Below are 18,711 nucleotides of genomic sequence, written 5' to 3'. Positions count from 1 at the left end.
AGACTTGCTGCTCCATTCTCTTTATATAATTCGTTTTTTCACAGTGGTTTTTATATTATCTCTTTTATGGAAGCCTTTTATATAATAAACCGCCACTAGGAAGACAAGAAATAATGGACCAATAACTATGGCAATTCTCGTATCAGAATTATAAGCCATTAAACCAATTACAAACGCTAAAAAGGCTAGAGCTAGATAAGATGTAAAGGGGAATAGCGGCATTTTATATTTAAGAGCCTTAACTTCCCGCATATCTAGGGTTTTACGATAGCGAATTTGTGATAAAAGAATGACTCCCCAAGTCCAAATGGCCCCAAACGTCGCAATACTCGTCACCCAAGTAAAGACCTTTGCAGGAACAATATAGTTAAGGACCACACCAATTAATAGAGCAGCTGCCGAAGCAAGGACGGCTATTCCAGGAACCCCGCTTTTTGTAATTTTCCCAAAGTTTTTAGGGGCCTCCCCATGCTCTGCCAGGTTAAATAGCATCCGTGCAGTACTAAAAATACCACTATTACAAGATGAAAGAGCAGCAGTTAGAACAACAAAGTTTATAATTCCCGCTGCCCCTGGGATACCAATTTTTTCAAAAGTAAGGACAAACGGACTGCCTTTTGTACCAATTTCTTCCCATGGATAAATCGCCATAATCACAAATAATGCCCCCACATAGAAGAGAAGAATCCGCCAAAATACTGTATCGATTGCACGTGCAAGCGACTTTTGAGGATTTTTCACTTCTCCTGCTGTAACGCCAATCATTTCAATTCCCAGGTAGGCAAACATAACCATTTGCAAGGATAATAGCACACCTTTTATCCCATTCGGGAAGAAACCTCCATGTTCCCATAAATTCTTGATACCCGTTGCCATTCCACCATTACCAAGTCCAAAGATAATCATCCCGGCCCCGATGAGAATCATGGCGATGATGGTAACAATCTTAATTAAAGCAAACCAAAATTCTAATTCCCCATAGGCTTTAACAGCAAGAAAGTTTACTCCCGCCATGATGACTAGTGCCGCCAACGCCCAAATCCATCTTGGAACAGACGGAAACCAGTACTCCATATAGATACCAATGGCTGTAATTTCCGCCATACAGGTAACAACCCATAAAAACCAATAATTCCAACCTGTTATGTACCCAGCCAGCGGTCCTAAATAATCGCGAGCATATTTACTAAATGACCCTGCTACCGGCTTTTGAATAGCCATTTCCCCTAAGGCTCTCATTATTAAAAACATGATTAACCCACTAAATGCGTAACCGACTAAGATACCTGGTCCCGCCATTTTAATAGCTGACGCTGAACCAAGAAATAATCCTACCCCAATAGCTGCGCCGAGAGACATTAACGTTATATGTCTTTCCTCTAAACCGCGATGAAGTTCTTTGTCCTGAGTGCCTTTACTCATCTATGAATCTCCTCCTGATCAAAACTTCAATTTCCCCATGCATCCACTTGTTCATGACTTTAAATAAAATAATTTATGAATAAATATGATACTACTTATCCGTAAATTATGCGACAGCATATCCTCCCCTTTTTCAAATTGTTAGCGTTTTCAAATTTATTTAATTTTTTTAGAACATTTTCTGACATAATTTTAACATTTTTGTGAACAATCTTTTTTTGTTGAAAAACGAGAAATTTACCGTAACTTTTTGTAGAATTATACTAAAGCATATAATCTTATCCTGACAGATTTTCTGGAGGTTACTATTTTGAATACTAGACACCATGATCCATTTAAAGCGGCTTTTGATAGTTTAGAAGAATTTGTTGATCTGATAAGCCAAGTTTTAAATTGCCCCATTACGATTGAGGATGCAAACCATCGACTACTTGCTTATAGCACACATGATGAACGGACAGATCCTGCAAGGATCTATACCATCATTGGAAGAAGAGTGCCTGAAAAAGTGATCAATCAATTATGGAAAGAAGGAACCATTCCTGCACTGCTGCAAACTCGTGAACCAGTACGAGTTAAAAATATGGATGAGATCGGACTTCATAATCGAGTGGCTATCTCTATTTGGAAACAAGATGAAGTATTAGGCTTTATTTGGGCGATCGAGATTGACAAGATCTTAACAGAAAAAGATTTTGACTTACTCAAAAAAGCAGCAGATTCCGCAAAAAATAAACTTTTACAGCTTCAAACCAGAAAAAATAAAAAGGAAGAACATTCGCAGGAATTCTTTTGGAAACTACTAACAGGACATTTGAAAGGTGAAAGGGAAATATATGAACGATTTCAGGCGCTAAAAATTACACCCTCAGCTTCTTTTGCTATTGCAGTATTTCAATTTCCTGAAAACATAACAAATAAAGTAGAGCAAAACATCTCGTATTTATTAAAAACAGGCCAACTAATGAAAATTCTGCTTTATACCATTGACTGTAATCAATTAATCATCTTACTCTCTGCTGATACTATTAAAGAGCCTTATCAGGAATTTAATCGCTTTGTCCAAACTTTTGTATTAACCATGAACGAGCGGTACGATATCAAGGGAATCACTCCTGTATACAGCAGCATTTATGCAGATTATCAAAAAATCGGCCAAGCCTATCAGGAAACATTAAAAGTTTTAACAATTAAAGAAAAATTCCCATTCGAAACAGAAAATATTTTTAATTATCACAAGCTGGGGATTTACCAACTATTTGAACTCATTTTGGAAAAAAGACAAAGTGAAGCATATGAAAATGATTCATTAAAAAAACTGCAAGAATATGACCAGAAACATCATAGTAATTTAGTTGAAACACTAGAAGTCTTCTTAAATAAAGATAACAATATAAATGATGCCGCTAAGGAACTAAATGTTCATGCCAACACCCTTAATTATCGGCTAAAGCGTATCTCTGAAATTGGCGATGTGAATCTCAAAGATCCAAACCAGAAAATGCTTCTGTATCTTGACCTAAAGCTTGAGAAATACAAATAGATATGAACATTTTGTGAAAATCCCCAAAAGGGATAAAAAATTTTTTCCTTTCTAAACAAAGTATTTTTGCAAAAAACGTCTTATACTTTACCCATAGCAAGGATATTTTACAGTATTAGGGAGGAATTTAGATATGTTTATTGGTGTACCTAAAGAGATTAAAAATAACGAAAGTCGTGTAGCACTTACTCCAGCAGGTGTGGTTACATTAGTTAAAGCTGGTCATACGGTATTAATCGAAAAGGACGCTGGAAATGGAAGCGGTTTCACTAATGAACAATATTTAGAGGCTGGCGCGAAAATTATAGAAGATCGTAAAGATGTCTGGTCAAAATCAGAAATGATTATGAAGGTAAAAGAGCCTTTAGAAAGTGAATATCAGTATTTCCGCGAAGGATTAATCTTATTTACTTATTTACACCTTGCTGCAGAACCTGCACTTGCACAAGCACTAAAAGATAAAGGTGTACTTGCCATTGCCTATGAAACAGTCTCCGTCAATAACACCCTGCCGCTGTTAACTCCAATGAGTGAAGTTGCAGGACGTATGGCTGCACAAATTGGTGCACAATTTTTACAAAAGAATAACGGAGGTCAAGGAATCCTTTTAGCTGGTGTTCCAGGTGTTAATCGTGGTAAGGTAACCATTCTCGGCGGTGGTATTGTCGGAACGAATGCAGCAAAGATGGCCATTGGTCTAGGTGCAGATGTGACAATCATCGATTTAAGTGCGGACCGTTTACGCCAGCTTGATGATATCTTTGGAAATCAAGTTAAAACGCTCATGTCTAATCCATTTAATATCGCAGAGGCGGTTGCGGAAGCTGATCTTTTCATTGGAGCTGTGTTAATTCCAGGAGCTAAGGCTCCAAAGCTAGTAACAGAAGACATGGTGAAATCAATGAAGCCAGTTTCTGTTATTGTCGATGTTGCGATTGACCAAGGTGGAATTGTCGAAACTAGTGACCATGTAACAACACATGATAACCCTACTTTTGTAAAACATGGGGTGGTTCACTATTCAGTGGCCAACATGCCTGGTGCGGTTCCTAGAACATCTACCATTGCCCTGACAAATGTAACCGTTCCCTACGCATTACAAATTGCTAATAAAGGGGTATTAAAAGCTATTTCAGAAAATGCAGCTTTAAAACTTGGCGTAAATGTGGCAAATGGAGAAATTACTTATGAAGCAGTGGCAAAGGATTTAGATTATCCATATGTACCGGTAGAAGAAGCATTGGTAAAGGAACTTGCTTCAATCTAAATATAAATTATCAAACATAATGTAGATAAAACAAAGGGCAGCTATCAATTGATAGCTGCCTTTGCTTTATAAATACTTCCGATGAACACCCTTTCCATCATAGGAAAACAGCATTTTTCTTTCTTCAATCATGGTTTCTATATGAACCGGTCTGCCCCAAAGCTGGTGAATGTAGGGAAGTACTTTTTCAAGGTATTTCACATCTAATTCGACACCTTCATACCAGTGCTTTAAGTATAGTTCACCATTTTTCAAGAAGTCGCCATCATTAACAGTAATATATGGAAATCCTCCGTTAACCCGCATATTTACTAGTTGATCTCGAATATGCTCCCACTCTTTATCAACGACTTTGTAATCCCTCCCTTGCTTTTGGAAAAGATACATATCTTCTCTCATAACAAGGTCCTTATTTAAGTAATTACGCAGGAAGGAAATATCTGATTCCACTTCACGAACTTCAAACATTTTTTCCCTGCCTGATCCGGGTTGAACTCCTCTTCGTTTCATTTCCTCTGTTGGATTATTATATCGCTCTTCGATATCCTCAAAAATTTTAATACCCAGATAATAAGGGTTTATTCCCGTTTTTGATGGTTGGACAACCCCAGCATTCAACTTGGCAAATTCAATTGCTTCACCACTAGTTAAGTCCAGTTCCCTTAAGATTCGTTGATGCCAAAAGGAAGCCCAGCCTTCATTCATGATTTTCGTTTCAAGCTGCGGCCAGAAGTAAAGCATTTCCTCACGCATCATCGTTAAGATATCCCTCTGCCAATCTTCCAACTCTCTAGAGTAAGTTTCAATAAATAACAAAAGATCCTTTTCAGGCCGTGGCGGGAATTTCTTTTTCTTCGGTTGATGGTTTACCTTTTGATCTTTTTCGTCCAGTTTCCAGAGATCATCGTAAGGCGTTACAGCAATGGGATCTAATTCTTCGTCCTCCTCATCATCGCCAATGGACCAAGAAAGCTTTGGCCGCATAAGCGAAGGATCAATATGTTCATCAATCGCCAGGATGGCATCTAAAAAGGTTTCGACTTCCTTTTTCCCATATTGAATCTCATATTTATGGATTCGTTCAGCAGTAGCCGCCATGCTTTCCACCATATCCCGCTTGGTATTTTGAAAACGGACATTATTTTTAAAGAAATCACAGTGAGCCAACACGTGTGCAACAATTAACTTATTTTGTATCAGGGTGTTTGAATCAAGCAAGAATGCATAACAAGGGTTTGAGTTTATAACGAGCTCATAAATTTTACTTAGCCCTAAGTCATAGTGCAGTTTCATTTTGTGAAATTGCTTTCCAAAGCTCCAATGAGAAAATCGTGTTGGCATACCATAAGCACCAAATGTATAAATAATTTCAGCTGGACAAATTTCATAACGCATTGGATAAAAATCCAGTCCAAAACCAGTGGCAATTTCAGTAATTTCACTTATGGCTCTTTCAAGCTTCTTCCGATCTTCTATGTTCATTCCTCACTCCCCCTTTTCCTCTTAACACAATGTATGAAGAAAAGGCGGGATTGATGAGGGAGATGGCCAAAAAACAATTGCAAGCCTTATGGTTTTTTGTGATTTTACTCCAATTTTAACCGTATAAGCTTATCGGTCCATCTTTTTTGCTTCCCTTGCAAGAAGCAAACCGACATATTTATTCCTTTTCCATTCCTTTTTAAAAACGGACAAGGGTGGACTTGTATCCCCAACTAAGTAACTGATTTCTATGGTCAGTGCTGGTTTGTGATAAGTTGTAATAAACCAATCTGTAAATCCCCCGCCGATTGCCTCGGTGTCAGGTTTAGATAGTTTATAGTTGGTTAGTCTAGAGATCCTCTTTGCAATCTTATAATCACGGTCCAGATATTTCCCATTTTTATAATTCCAAAAAATCTCCCTTCCTGCCGTATGATACGCAACTGCAATCGAGGGCTTTATCTCCTTAATAAATTCGGTTAAAGCGATCACTTCCTTAGCTTCTAAAGGACGTTTACCTTTATAAAATGCATAGCTGGGGTTTGAGGGTTGATGATTAAGCTGTTTCCAGCCTGCGGGATATTGTCTGTTTAAATCCACGCCCACCCCATTCGCTTTCCATCGTTTGAAATTTTTTGATCCTTCATTCATTAGTAACAATTGTTTTTGATGATTAGCGGGAAATGACTCGAAGTTAGTTTGTTGAATGGAAACTCCATCAGGATTTAGCATAGGGATAAACCAAATCGAAACTTGATTAAGGATATCTGTTGACCTAAAGCTCATTCTCTTACCGTTCTGATAGGCATCGGCATAATTCTCAAGCATGTTCATCAATAGGGCGCTTGTCAGCCATTCTCGTCCATGATGAGCACCAATTAAAACGATATTAGTTTTTCCACTTCCCAGTTTTACTCCCCAAATTTCTTTTCCAAAATGGGTTGTTCCAATTGATTTTATTTCGATTTGTCCGCGATATTTATCATTCATTTTTTCTAAATCCTGCAGCAGACGTTTATATGTGTATGGTTTATCCACTTGTACAATTTTTGCATTTGCTGAAGCTAACGGTAGGGTAAATAGAACGAAAAGGACAGAAATAATTCTAACCAATTAAAGCACCACTCTTCATTAGAAAACTATTTTATACTGGTAAATGTTGAAAACAGCGTAAACATTAGGTGTCCAACATTTTCTGTGAAAGTTATTTGAGGAATGTCATAAAATAAAGTCAACTCCTAATAAGGAGGAGGCAAATATAAATGAATAAGATGGATTACGACCGAGCGTTATATTATACGCACAGATCTGAATGGGACAATTTGCTTATCTTAATGGTTCGGACCAAAGACCAATTTTTATCGAAAAAGATTGAACAATTCCTGCACGCTTATAATTTTGAACGTGACTACACTGTGATTGAAACAAAATTATATAATCTTCTTCGTTACATTGACCATGCTAATGAATCACTGGATCCTGATGAAAATGGCTTACCGATGTATAGTCTTTCCTGAAAACTAGAGTGGATACCAAATTGTTGAGAAAATTTTTTCTACCGGGAAAAAAGAATTCCACCAAAAAAACACGGCTTCCAATGATGGAGGCCGTTCTTTAATATGATTAAGTCCTTTTTTAGGGGCTTAAATAGTTTGTACCATTTTTACTTTCTTATCTACTAATGCCATAAAGTCCTTCTCAATCGTTTGAAGCTTTTGTTTGCTTTCTTCAAGGCTGGAACTATTCACACCAAAATAAAATTTAACTTTAGGCTCTGTTCCTGAAGGACGTAGACATACCCAAGATCCATCTTCAAAAATATATTTCAATACATTGGATTTAGGTAATAAAATCGTTTCTTCGCCATCTTTCGTTGCCCGGATACTTGTCAAATAGTCTTCGCTCGCAAGAGTCTTAACTGTACCTAAGTTTGTTAATGGTTCATTACGGAATGAAGCTAACAGGCGTTGAATCATTTCTGCCCCTTCTTTTCCTTTTAATGTTAAAGAACGAAGTCCCTCTTGATAGAAACCATATTTTTCAAAAACACGCAGCATTCCTTCATATAGGGTTAATCCTTGCTTTTTATAATAAGCACAGACCTCGGTAGCAAGCAGGGCAGCCTGAACTGCATCCTTATCACGTGCAAAGTCGCCAATGAGGTAACCGTACGACTCTTCATAGCCAAATAGGAACGAATGCTCTCCTGTTGTCTCATATTCCTTGATCTTTTCTGCAATAAATTTAAATCCTGTTAAAACATCCACTGTTTCTAAATGGAATGCAGAAGCAATTCTCCGTCCTAATTCGGATGTGACAATGGTCTTTAAAACCACACCATTTTCCGGCAATGTTCTTTTCGCTTGTTTCTGAGAAAGAAGATAATCTACTAATAATGCACCTGTTTGATTACCGGTTAAGACAATATATTCTCCCTCATTATTTAGAACAGCAATCCCAAGACGGTCGGCATCAGGGTCAGTTGCTATTAAAATATCAGCTCCGACCTTCTTTCCATCACGAATCGCTAATTCAAAGGCAGCATGCTCTTCGGGATTTGGGCTTTTTACTGTTGAAAATTCAGGATCAGGAAGTTCTTGTTCTTTAACAACCGAAACATTTTTATAACCTAATGCCGCAAGGCCAGCTCGGACTAATTTATTGGCCGTCCCATGTAATGGAGTAAATACGATTTTAATATCCGTCTCTTCAGCAAGAGTTGGATTCTCTGATATGGTTTTTAATTTTTCAATATAGGCTTGGTCAATTTCAGAACCAATAGTTTTGATCAAACCAGCCTGACTTAATTCTTCCTCACTGCTGACTTGGATGAGTAATTCATTTTCAATTTCATTTACCTTTGTAATGACAATATCGGCCGCTTCAGGTGGCAGCTGACCGCCGTCTGAGCCGTAAACTTTATAACCGTTATATTCCGGGGGATTATGGCTCGCTGTAACCACAATACCTGAAAAAGCATTTAACGTTCTTAAGGCAAACGATAATTCTGGTGTAGGACGTAACTCGTCAAATACATATGTTTGGATTCCTCTAGAGGCAAGCGTCTTAGCAGCCTCCAATGCAAACTCGGGTGATTTATGGCGTGAATCATAAGCAATTACAACGCCGCGCTTTTTCGCTTCTTCACCATGCTCTTCTATGTAAGCTGCCAATCCTGCGGAAGCTTTACGGACTGTATAAAGGTTCATGCGATTAGTCCCTGCTCCAATTTCCCCGCGCATTCCACCTGTACCAAACTCAAGATTCTTATAAAATATTTCTTCTAGCTGTTTTTCATTTCCCTTTAAAGCTTCTAATTCATTTTTTAATTCATTGTCTAACCCTTCAAATTCCAGCCAACTTTTCGCAATTGTTTTCCATTCCATAGATGTGATCCCTCCTATTTATGTACATCCAATAATTCGAAGTTTAACTCTGTTTTTCCTCTAAAAATGACAGGATAAAAACCGACATTTTTTGCAGGGTACGTGGGAAGCTACTCATATTATAATACCTCAAAAATATGACAATAAGGGAGTAATTTAAAAAAAGCCTGTAAAAAATCACAGGCTAAGGGCATAACTGCTTATATAATTAGTTCATTATCTGCTTTAGTATAAATACTTAGAATCGAATTCTTTAGACTTTTACCTTCCATAAACTGTTCAAAATCAAAGGGAAAAAACAGTCCAAATTCATTTAGGGTAGCAGCATTTTTGTTGAACACCATTTCGTATTGCTCATCTAAAGGTGATGATTCTAGAATGGAGATGATTGTCTGAATGCATGTCATCACTTGAAATGCATCTTTTAATGTATTAAAATCCAAAGACGTGTCGAGGATCTTTAATTCCTCAAATTGACTAATTTCTTCGTCATTAAAAAACTGAGGAAAAATATTGGAGTAAACGTACCTCACCAGTTCATTAATCTCTTCTTCTTGACTTGGTGTCGAGGCAAAAACTATTTTCACTTATTTAACCCACCTTTGCCATCGCTTATTTCTGTCGTAATATATATCATAAGAATAACATAATTTGAGGTGGATTTTCGGTGGTAATTATCACCACAGAAAGAAAAGCGAAAGCGCCCTGGTCAGCGGGGTATGGCCTGGAGCGTTCCAACTGAGATAAAGGAAAGTCGAAAAGCGGAGGCGCCTTGTTCAGGGGCGACAGGCATAAGACGAGCCGGCGAGAAGGCTGCTTTTTAGCCTTCTTGACGGATTGGCTTATGACCCCGAGCCCCTAGGCGCCGGAGCTAGACAACACGAAGAGCGATAGCGATTCGATGTTGACTTATCGTAGGGCGGAGCGCGAAGGACACTAGCCGCTAGGGCGCTGGAGCTGGCCAATTTTCAAAGTAGTTTTTTGACTTAGTCTTGAACAAAAGCGGAGGCGCCTTGATTAGTGCTGGAGCTGGATAATTTATCAAAGGAGACAATATGATTATAACTAAACGTACTGGTGAATGGCTGCAAATCATTATACCAAGTGAATGGGCAGGGATTACGATTACTGACCTGTTCCGAGAGGTCTGGCAGGCTCCCAAAAAATTAACCCATCAATTCCGGAGCGAGAATAAAGTCTTACTCGAAGGTAATCGGGGTAATTGGAACACTCCACTGCCTTCAGGAGCAAAAATACAGCTTCATCTATTTGAAGAAGAAGCTTCTCAAGTAATCCCTTCATACCATGAGATAAATATATTATTTGAAGACGAACATGTTTTAATTATCAATAAACCCCCCTTTATGAATACACATCCAAATGACCCTTATAAGGAAACCGATACCCTGATGAATGCCGCTGCCTTTTACCTCTTATCAAAAGGAGAATCAGCAAATGTTCGGCAAGTTCATCGACTGGACCGTGATACATCGGGGGCCATTCTTTTTGCCAAACATGCTTTAGCAGGTGCCATTTTAGATCAAATGCTTGAGAAACGTTCTATCAAAAGAACCTATATCGCAGCTGTTCATGGCCTGTTAAAGCAGCGGAAGGGTACCCTGAATCTGCCGATTGGGCGGGACCGTCATCATGCAACTAGACGCAGGGTGTCACCTACTGGACAAGATGCCGTTACTCACTATCAAGTCTTAGAATATAATAAGCAAAAAGAGTTAACTTACATTAAATGCTGGCTGGAAACGGGGAGGACTCACCAAATCAGAGTTCATTTCAGTCATTATGGTCATCCTTTAATTGGAGATATTTTATACGGAGGACAACTGCTCACGAATCGGCAGGCTCTCCATGCCGCAAAGCTCGAATTTTCCCATCCATTTACGAAGGAAACAATTCTTTGCTATGCCCCCTTTACAGATTTACCTGAAATTTTTAACAGCATGGATGTCTATAAAATGTGAAAAAGGATGTCTCTATTGGGAGACATCCTTTTCTTTGCCCTCTTATTGTTAATCAGCTTTCCTAAAGGCACGCATGATAAAGCTTAAAAGTAGTACTAATACTGCTGCACCAATAATGGCCGGGATAATCGCAAAGTCTGCTACATTTGGACCCCAGTTACCTAATACGGCTGTTCCTAACCATGCACCAATAAAACCTGCGATGATATTACCAATAATGCCTCCCGGAATATTTCTCCCGACAATTAATCCGGCTAACCAGCCGATTATTCCACCAACAATTAATGACCAAATGAAACTCATTTAGAACACTCCTTTTTAGTATTCTTCATTTCACTTTTTTGTATTTCTACTCAGACAGCTGAACTGCTATTGAAAAATCCATTGTTTACTGCCTGTACCTATAAAGTACCCTAATTTTTTATTTATAATCATTTAAAAATAATTAATTGAACTTTGCCTAAAATATACATGAACATGACATAAATGAAAAATACTAGGCAAAAAGAAATTGAAATAAAGGAACTTTAAAGTTAACGTATAGTATTCAGAAAATTCTAATGTTAAGTTTTTGTAAATTTAACGTAAATTCTTTCTCTTTTCGACAAATTTTAGATAAAATAATTTGGGTGCGCTAGTAAACATATTATTGTTGTAAATATTGGAGGTATATTCAATGGCTAAAAAAGTAGATAAATTCTCAGCATTACTAAGTAATATCTCAACGAATCTTGATGAAAGTGTTGATTTTTTCACTGAATATAAACTAAAAAATATCAGTGATTTAAAAATCTTCTCTGAGAAAATGAAAGAGTATGAATCCAAAGGTGATACCTTCGTTCATGAAGTTATTAAAGAATTAAACGATGCATTTATAACTCCTATCGAACGAGAGGACATTCTCCAGCTCGCAATGAGCATGGACGATGTATTAGATGGTCTTGAAGCATGTGCTGCCCTATTCGAAATGTATTCCATTACCGATGCTGATGAATTTATGTTAAAGTTTGTCGACGCTATTCAAGGCAGTGTTCACGAAATTCAGAAGGCTGTTGAATTACTATCCAACAAAAAGTTAGCTCAAATTAGAGAACATGCCATTAAAATTAAGGATTATGAATCAAAATGCGATAATATTTTAAGACAATCCATCAAGCATTTATTTGCTGTCGAGAAAGACCCTATCCGCATTATTCAATATAAGGAGATTTACGAAGATCTTGAGGATATTGCTGACTACTGTCAGACTGTAGCTAATACGCTAGAATCCATTATTATGAAAAATGCCTAAGGAGCAAAAAGATGAGTCTTGTATTAATTTTAACAATCTTAATTGTCATTGGTGCTCTTGCATTTGATTTTATTAATGGTTTTCATGATACAGCAAATGCAATCGCCACTTCCGTTTCAACAAAAGCTTTAAAACCTCGTCAAGCCATTTTATTGGCTGCAGTGATGAATTTAGTTGGTGCCTTAACTTTTACGGGCGTAGCCAAAACCGTTTCAAAGGATATTGTTGATCCGTTTACCTTACATAATGGATCCGTTGTTATTTTGGCTGCACTAATTTCGGCAATCTTTTGGAACTTACTGACTTGGTATTACGGAATTCCTAGCAGTTCTTCTCACGCTATCATTGGATCAATTGCTGGGGCTGCAATTGCAGCAGAAGGATTTAATTCTTTGAACTACACTGGTTTTATCAAAATCATTGAAGCACTGATATTATCACCAATTCTTGCCTTTGTTGTGGGATATATTCTCTATAGTATTTTTAAAGTAGCGTTTAAGAATTTAAATTTAGCAAAAACAAACAAAAGATTCCGTTATATTCAAATCGCAACAGCTGCTTTACAATCTTATTCACACGGAACAAATGATGCGCAAAAATCAATGGGGATCATCACCTTGGCACTTGTATCCAGTAAGTATCTTTCCCCTGATGCAGGAATCCCTTTTTGGGTACAACTTTCCTGTGCTGTTGCAATGGGTCTAGGCACCTCGATTGGCGGCTGGAAGATCATCAAAACGGTCGGCGGAAAAATTATGAAAATACGTCCAATTAATGGTGTTGCTGCTGATATTACCGGAGCAGCTATTATCTTCGGTGCTACCTATATTCATCTACCAGTAAGTACTACGCATGTAATTTCTTCTGGTATTCTCGGAGTAGGTGCTTCTCACCGTCTTAAAGGCGTAAAATGGGATACGGCGAAACGGATGTTGATTACTTGGGTTATTACCCTGCCAATTACAGCCATTATTGCTGCCATCGTTTTTTATATTCTGAATTTATTCTTTTAATTACTTTAACCAGAGACTTTTCTCTGGTTTTTTTATTTCTTTCATTGCTGCACTTCTAAATGTCATTTCTTCTCATATTTTTATGTATAAGGACAAGTATTGAGGTGGGAATAGTATTGAAAGAAAAAATATTCGCCATGCTGATTGGTTCATTGCTAGTAAGTCTAGGAATTAATGGGTTTCTTATTCCTTACCATCTACTAGATGGCGGTGTTATAGGCTTGGGACTAATTATTCATTATTTTTACGGTTTGCCCACAGGTCTAAGTATCATATTTTTGAGCCTTCCCTTATATATCTTAGCTTGGTTTTTCGAGAGACGATATTTTTTCTATAGCCTGCATGGTTTAATTATTTCTTCCTTTTGCATTGATGTATTTTCCTTTATCAACGGCAAAATACAAATAGGAATTTTGCCAAGCACCATAATCGGCGGCGTACTTGTTGGCATTGGGATTGGCCTCATGCTCCGCTATGAAACAAGTACGGGTGGAACAGACTTACTTGCCCAGTTACTTACCAAATTTACATCGATTAATATTGGGATCATTATATTTTTAATTGATGGTTTAATCATTACAAGCGGAATTCAAGTTGTTGGACTGGAAAAGTTCTTTTATTCTCTACTTACCATTATTTGCGTAGGCTTAATGACAACCGTTACGGTTTCCACAAAGCCACTTACACATTAAAGCCACCAGCAGCTTTTGCAGGTGGCTTTACTATTTCGGTTAATTAGTTATTTGGCCTCAACAGATCCAAATGTTTTTTTCATGATTTCATATGAGGTCTTCAAGCGTTCATAGAATGGAGGTTGATCCCATGAATTCCAGTTGTATACAAGTGAACCCTTTTGCTGAAGCTGCCCATTCACCGTTTTTGGAATCGCTTGTTCTAAACCGCCTTTCGCTGTTGTTACAATTGCAGCCCTGATTCCACTGGCCTCTTCACTGACTGACAATCCTTGTTTCCACACATCTCCCATTATTTCTTTCAAGCTGGGGTCTTTCACATTTAAAAGCTGCCATGGAATCCTTCCTTCAATTATCTTTTTATCGCTGCTCATACTTATGTCAGTTAAGGAATTGAAATTCTTACTGGCTGGATTAGCGCTGCCATATTGTAATACCCCTGTTTCATAATCCTGAAATGGAAGGACCACCTTGGTAGAAGGAATTGTTTGTTGCTTATTTAGTGCCAAGCGGATTGGATTAAATAGGCCATTATTCTTTTGAGAGGCATATGGCTCTTCTGAAATCATTCGCAAGAGTTTTCCATACTGGTAATAGAACGTGTCATAGTAACTATCAACCAATATTCTCGAGTTATTTGGACCCTGCAGCTTAATAAGAAAGTCAATTCCGTAATCTGCATTAATCTTTACTTGCTGGTTAATAGGAATGGTTGTTTGGCCTTGGTTCCCAATTGTGTCGAGTAATAGATAGGTACCTTCGTTTTTAAAATCGACGGGTTGATTATATTTTAGTAAGAAGTACAAATAGCCACTATCAGAGGTGAACCGTACTTCCTTCAAACCCTGCTTATTGTCAGATTGATAGGCTGCTTTTGCAGCAGCTATGTCCCAATCTTCTGCCGCACCATCGACAATTATGGCTGTTTCCTTCTTACCTGGTTCAAATCCAAGCAAGCCAAAATGCTGTTCATTTGTTTGCTGGTTATTCCAATACGGGCGGCGGTCCGGGTCATCGAAGTCCATTGTGTTCCAAGTCCGCTTAAACCATTCATCCTGCCAAGTAAACACAAGTCCGCCCGCGTACTTCTCTGCAACAATAGATTGAAACAAATGCTGATCAATTTGTCCTTGTTCCTTCTCAGAATGAAATCCCTGATTCATCCCGTAAGGATTTTTATGCGTTAAGCCTCTTGAAGAAGGTACGCCAAATTCTGCTACTAAGACTGGCATATGATGGGCAGAGCGCAGCTCATTTAGATATCCTGAATAATTATTTTTCTTCCCACTAGCATCGGTATAGTTTAGATATTTCTTCTCATAATTGAGAAAATCCGGATAGTAAGGATAGATATGATAGGAAGCAAATAAGCCAGCTGTAAAGGTTTTTGATGCTTTAATATGATTGGGGTCTACCGACACCATATCCTCATTTTCCAATGGTTCAGATGGATGCTTGAGCAAATCCGTAGTGACCCAATTCGTAAAGCTCATCGAATGCTGCCACTTGTATTGGGCTGCCTCATAACTTGCTGCATAATCCATCAACTCAGCGAGCCAAATTTCAAAAGGACTGGCCTGATCTGTTTCAAAATAATTTCCTTTAAATTGGCTCAAACCGGAATGCTTTTTATTTGTATTTTGAACCATTGCAGGGTCCCATTCAGTTCCAATAATGGTGCCAATTACAAACTTTGAAATATCATGTTTATACACACCCGATGCATGACCTGGCCGTTTGGCAAGAGTAGCATTTCCATGAATAATGTCCACCATATTTTTTATTTCTAATTTCGCATCATCCACATTTACTTTGGCGAATGCATCTTGGGTTTTGATTAAATTTTCTTCATTTACCCACGTTCCATGAAATAAGAATAAAGGCTTTTTAGCAATTTGATTATAATCATAAAAAGCTTCATAAAACTGGGGAGGGTGAAGGGTATAAACCCTGATGGCATTAGCATTCATTGCTCCGATTTCTTGAAACCATCGGAAATATTCTTCTTTTGTAATAGCTGTTTCCCCAGGGAAGTAGCCTGGTTTGCCAATCCCCATATTCACTCCTTTAATTAAAAAGTTCTGCCACGTTCCATTCTTTTGGATTTGAATATAGGAATCATTTGTTTGACTATTGGTCTGAATCCCATTTTTGTCGACTAATTCCACTTTCTCTTGCTGCTCTACCTTTTTTATCCCTTTTTTCAGGATATCATTCATCATAGGGACATAAGCTGACCAATAAAAAGAATGGTTTGATCCGAATGTCTTTTTCCACTTATCCAAACCTTTTGTCTGGTAAATGCCTGGTACATCTGCTTCATCAGCATAGTCACCAGAAAAATAATAGGAGGAGTATCTAGCATTCTGATGATAAATGACCGCAGGAAACTTGTTCGGTATTCCAAATCCCGCTAACTTTTCACTCGCCTTTTTTGAAACAGGCAGCTGATAATTAGCTAAGATCTCATTATTATTTTTGGCTTGAATAATATCAAACCAATACTGATAGGTTCCATTTATCTTTTCCGAAAAGTGTTGTTGACCTTTATTTGTTAATGTAAATTTGAGTCCGTGATCGTTAACATCTTCTTTTCCTATGACTACCACATAATTACTTTTACTAACAAAGACAAAACCTTCTCCACTGAAAGTCCATTTTTCATGCTGCTTTTGATAATTCTGTTTTACCCATTCAGGTACCTCTTCGTTATTCAAATCTGAAAAATATCTGCCAATCCATCCCGACCACTCTACATTCAATAGGTTTGATATTCCCTCTTTTGCAGGATCTGAGGTTGGACTGGCAAAGGTATTAAATTCTGCTATTAATGTTTTAGGTTTTGATTGAATAAGTGCCTTCTTCAATTGATTAACTTCACTTTGTGTTAGACCGCCATAAATTTTTGCTGACCTTTTTCCACTGGAATTCTGTCCATAAAACTCCTTCTTATAGACACCGTATTGATCTGTAAGATAAAAAACATCATATTTAGTTATATCTTTGGGAAGTGGGACAATCGAATAGTCTTGATTACCTTTTGGCTCAAATCCCTTATAATCCTTTTCTGCAGAATAAGGTTGACCATTTTTAAAATACTTAGCATTGTTTAAGATCCAAACCAATCCCTTATGCTCCCGATAAGATGAATTTGGTACTGTTTTATCCATAATTAGTACATTCAAATTCTTCTCCGGCTGAAGTTTCCATAGCCAAAATGGACTTGTTACTAATGCTAGAAAAATTATAGCATAGAAAAATAAGTAGATTGACTTTTTCATTTTGATACACCTTTTCTTTTCATTTCTCCCCAGCTTGTCTCTCCTTTTATGATTTGCCAAACCCCTTCACAACGCCAAAAAACAGTCATTGGCCGGTACCAGATGGTTTCTGTTAACGAATAGAAAAAAAGCTTGAAGATATCTGTAACTTTTGGATATTTGGTTAAGCTCCACTCCTCTAAAAGAACAGCAGCCATCGAAAAAATGGACCCATACAAACAAGAAAGTAAAAATAATAAAATTGAAAATTCGATGTAGGTTCCTCCAAGGAGCAAACATAAAATCATAAAAATATACCCTGATAGTTCAATAATCGGACCAAAAAATTCTACAATCCAAAAGTAAGGAAATGCAAGTAATCCGATGGACCCGTACTTAGGATTAAAGGTTAATTTACGATGGGTCCATAAACTTTCAAAAAGCCCCCTATGCCAGCGTCTCCGCTGCCTCCGCAAAAATGTTATGTCCTCCGGTACTTCTGTCCAACAAACAGGATCCGGTACATATACGATTTTCTTTTTAAGTCCCTTTTCTTTTAAGAGGCGGTGCATTCGTACAACAAGTTCCATATCTTCACCTACGGTATCGGTTCGATAGCCGCCTGCTTCAATGACCCAATGTTTTGAAAAAACACCAAATGCACCAGAAATAATAAGGAGAAGATTGTGTCTGCTTAAACCTATCCTCCCCATTAAAAATGCTCGTAAATATTCAATTATTTGCATAACCACCAAGGGCTTATCTGATAGGCCAATATTTTGAATATGACCATTCTGAATTTCACATCCATTGGCAATCCTCACACTGCCGCCAGAAGCAATTACCTCCTCATTCGAGTCCACAATTGGCTTCATTACCTTTAAAAAAGCATCTTCCTCTAAAACAGAATCACCATCCAAAGAACAGAAATAAGGATAATGAGAGAAGTTTAGACCGACATTAAGGGCATCCGCTTTTCCTCCATTTTCCTTGTCAATCAGAAAAAGGTTAGAAAGTATCGATGATTGATATATCCTTTTAATTGGTTTAGCATTCACCTGGATTCTAACCACTTTTTGTATTTCCTTCATATCATAAAAATCGATCATTTTCTGCAAGGTGCTGTCTTTAGAGCCATCGTTTACGACAATTACTTCATAGGTTGGGTAGTTTATACTTAAAAGTGAACGGACGCTTTGAATAATTCCGGCCTCCTCATTATAGGCAGGAACGATGATCGAAACCGGTTTGGTATAAATTTCATCTAAATAATCTTCATAGGCCTGAATCCGATCAAGCTGATATTCCTTTCGTAACTGAAAAAATGATATTATGAGAATCGCGGTATAAAAAACAATGACAATTACCATATAAAA

Annotated in this window: 15 protein-coding genes; 7 read left to right on the top strand and 8 right to left on the bottom strand. The window is 37.7% G+C overall.

Annotated elements, in window-relative coordinates; genetic code table 11:
- Positions 1–21 precede the first annotated feature (21 nt).
- Positions 22–1,422, bottom strand: coding sequence for an alanine permease AlaP (gene alaP, locus J7E81_RS00490; protein WP_215039997.1), 1,401 nt, complete (start codon positions 1,420–1,422; stop codon positions 22–24).
- Positions 1,423–1,732: 310 nt separating this feature from the next.
- Here alaP and J7E81_RS00485 point away from each other — a divergent pair, with 310 nt between their 5' ends.
- Positions 1,733–2,965: a PucR family transcriptional regulator gene (locus J7E81_RS00485; RefSeq protein WP_215039995.1), complete on the top strand. Its 1,233-nt coding sequence runs from the start codon at positions 1,733–1,735 to the stop codon at positions 2,963–2,965.
- 133 nt (positions 2,966–3,098) lie between these two features.
- Positions 3,099–4,232: an alanine dehydrogenase gene (gene ald, locus J7E81_RS00480; protein ID WP_215039994.1), complete on the top strand. Its 1,134-nt coding sequence runs from the start codon at positions 3,099–3,101 to the stop codon at positions 4,230–4,232.
- A gap of 66 nt (positions 4,233–4,298) precedes the next feature.
- Here the strand turns inward: ald and J7E81_RS00475 are convergent, their stop codons facing one another.
- Together J7E81_RS00475 and J7E81_RS00470 are read right to left on the bottom strand one after the other, a co-directional pair.
- Positions 4,299–5,714 (bottom strand): SpoVR family protein, encoded by a 1,416-nt coding sequence (locus J7E81_RS00475; protein ID WP_215039993.1) that lies wholly within the window; start codon positions 5,712–5,714, stop codon positions 4,299–4,301.
- A gap of 129 nt (positions 5,715–5,843) precedes the next feature.
- Entirely contained in the window at positions 5,844–6,827 is a 984-nt protein-coding gene (locus J7E81_RS00470; RefSeq protein ID WP_215039992.1) for a M14 family zinc carboxypeptidase, read from the bottom strand.
- A 149-nt stretch (positions 6,828–6,976) separates the two neighbouring features.
- Between J7E81_RS00470 and J7E81_RS00465 the strand changes: the two genes are divergently transcribed.
- Entirely contained in the window at positions 6,977–7,231 is a 255-nt protein-coding gene (locus tag J7E81_RS00465) for a YhdB family protein (RefSeq protein WP_215039991.1), read from the top strand.
- 126 nt (positions 7,232–7,357) lie between these two features.
- Here the strand turns inward: J7E81_RS00465 and J7E81_RS00460 are convergent, their stop codons facing one another.
- Both J7E81_RS00460 and J7E81_RS00455 read right to left on the bottom strand, forming a co-directional pair.
- Complete coding sequence (locus tag J7E81_RS00460) at positions 7,358–9,100, bottom strand: phospho-sugar mutase (RefSeq protein WP_215039990.1); 1,743 nt, start codon at positions 9,098–9,100, stop codon at positions 7,358–7,360.
- A gap of 200 nt (positions 9,101–9,300) precedes the next feature.
- Positions 9,301–9,687 (bottom strand): YhcU family protein, encoded by a 387-nt coding sequence (locus J7E81_RS00455; RefSeq protein WP_215039987.1) that lies wholly within the window; start codon positions 9,685–9,687, stop codon positions 9,301–9,303.
- Between the two features lie 468 nt (positions 9,688–10,155).
- On the opposite strand from J7E81_RS00455, the gene J7E81_RS00450 reads away from it, so the two are divergent.
- Entirely contained in the window at positions 10,156–11,079 is a 924-nt protein-coding gene (locus J7E81_RS00450; RefSeq protein WP_215039986.1) for an RluA family pseudouridine synthase, read from the top strand.
- A gap of 48 nt (positions 11,080–11,127) precedes the next feature.
- On the opposite strand, the gene J7E81_RS00445 is transcribed toward J7E81_RS00450, so the two are convergent.
- On the bottom strand, positions 11,128–11,382 hold the full coding sequence (locus J7E81_RS00445) for a GlsB/YeaQ/YmgE family stress response membrane protein (RefSeq protein WP_215039985.1): 255 nt from the start codon (positions 11,380–11,382) through the stop codon (positions 11,128–11,130).
- Positions 11,383–11,755: 373 nt separating this feature from the next.
- Between J7E81_RS00445 and J7E81_RS00440 the strand changes: the two genes are divergently transcribed.
- The 3 genes from J7E81_RS00440 to J7E81_RS00430 all read left to right on the top strand — a co-directional run bounded on the left by J7E81_RS00440 (position 11,756) and on the right by J7E81_RS00430 (position 14,075).
- On the top strand, positions 11,756–12,370 hold the full coding sequence (locus J7E81_RS00440) for a DUF47 domain-containing protein (protein ID WP_215039983.1): 615 nt from the start codon (positions 11,756–11,758) through the stop codon (positions 12,368–12,370).
- Between the two features lie 11 nt (positions 12,371–12,381).
- Positions 12,382–13,383: an inorganic phosphate transporter gene (locus J7E81_RS00435; protein WP_215039981.1), complete on the top strand. Its 1,002-nt coding sequence runs from the start codon at positions 12,382–12,384 to the stop codon at positions 13,381–13,383.
- Between the two features lie 116 nt (positions 13,384–13,499).
- A complete protein-coding gene (locus tag J7E81_RS00430; protein WP_215039979.1) occupies positions 13,500–14,075 on the top strand; it encodes a YitT family protein in 576 nt (191 codons plus the stop codon).
- A gap of 47 nt (positions 14,076–14,122) precedes the next feature.
- Here the strand turns inward: J7E81_RS00430 and J7E81_RS00425 are convergent, their stop codons facing one another.
- On the bottom strand, positions 14,123–17,356 hold the full coding sequence (locus tag J7E81_RS00425; protein ID WP_215039977.1) for a hypothetical protein: 3,234 nt from the start codon (positions 17,354–17,356) through the stop codon (positions 14,123–14,125).
- Entirely contained in the window at positions 17,353–18,705 is a 1,353-nt protein-coding gene (locus J7E81_RS00420; protein ID WP_215039975.1) for a glycosyltransferase family 2 protein, read from the bottom strand. Before J7E81_RS00420 ends, J7E81_RS00425 begins: the two co-directional genes overlap by 4 nt.
- Positions 18,706–18,711 lie beyond the last annotated feature (6 nt).

It is taken from the genome of Bacillus sp. ISL-18, assembly GCF_018613415.1.
Lineage (GTDB): Bacteria > Bacillota > Bacilli > Bacillales > Cytobacillaceae > Neobacillus.
The sequence above is the reverse complement of the archived record's forward strand: the minus strand, read 5'-3'. Positions and strand labels throughout refer to the sequence as shown.

Excerpts from the sequence above, each read along its gene's own strand:
- J7E81_RS00475 (WP_215039993.1), bottom strand. The coding sequence starts at position 5,714 with ATGAACATAGAAGATCGGAAGAAGCTTGAAAGAGCCATAAGTGAAATT.
- alaP (WP_215039997.1), bottom strand. The coding sequence starts at position 1,422 with ATGAGTAAAGGCACTCAGGACAAAGAACTTCATCGCGGTTTAGAGGAA.
- J7E81_RS00435 (WP_215039981.1), top strand. The coding sequence starts at position 12,382 with ATGAGTCTTGTATTAATTTTAACAATCTTAATTGTCATTGGTGCTCTT.
- J7E81_RS00425 (WP_215039977.1), bottom strand. The coding sequence starts at position 17,356 with ATGAAAAAGTCAATCTACTTATTTTTCTATGCTATAATTTTTCTAGCA.
- J7E81_RS00420 (WP_215039975.1), bottom strand. The coding sequence starts at position 18,705 with ATGGTAATTGTCATTGTTTTTTATACCGCGATTCTCATAATATCATTT.
- J7E81_RS00440 (WP_215039983.1), top strand. The coding sequence starts at position 11,756 with ATGGCTAAAAAAGTAGATAAATTCTCAGCATTACTAAGTAATATCTCA.
- J7E81_RS00450 (WP_215039986.1), top strand. The coding sequence starts at position 10,156 with ATGATTATAACTAAACGTACTGGTGAATGGCTGCAAATCATTATACCA.
- J7E81_RS00445 (WP_215039985.1), bottom strand. The coding sequence starts at position 11,382 with ATGAGTTTCATTTGGTCATTAATTGTTGGTGGAATAATCGGCTGGTTA.
- J7E81_RS00460 (WP_215039990.1), bottom strand. The coding sequence starts at position 9,100 with ATGGAATGGAAAACAATTGCGAAAAGTTGGCTGGAATTTGAAGGGTTA.
- ald (WP_215039994.1), top strand. The coding sequence starts at position 3,099 with ATGTTTATTGGTGTACCTAAAGAGATTAAAAATAACGAAAGTCGTGTA.
- J7E81_RS00465 (WP_215039991.1), top strand. The coding sequence starts at position 6,977 with ATGAATAAGATGGATTACGACCGAGCGTTATATTATACGCACAGATCT.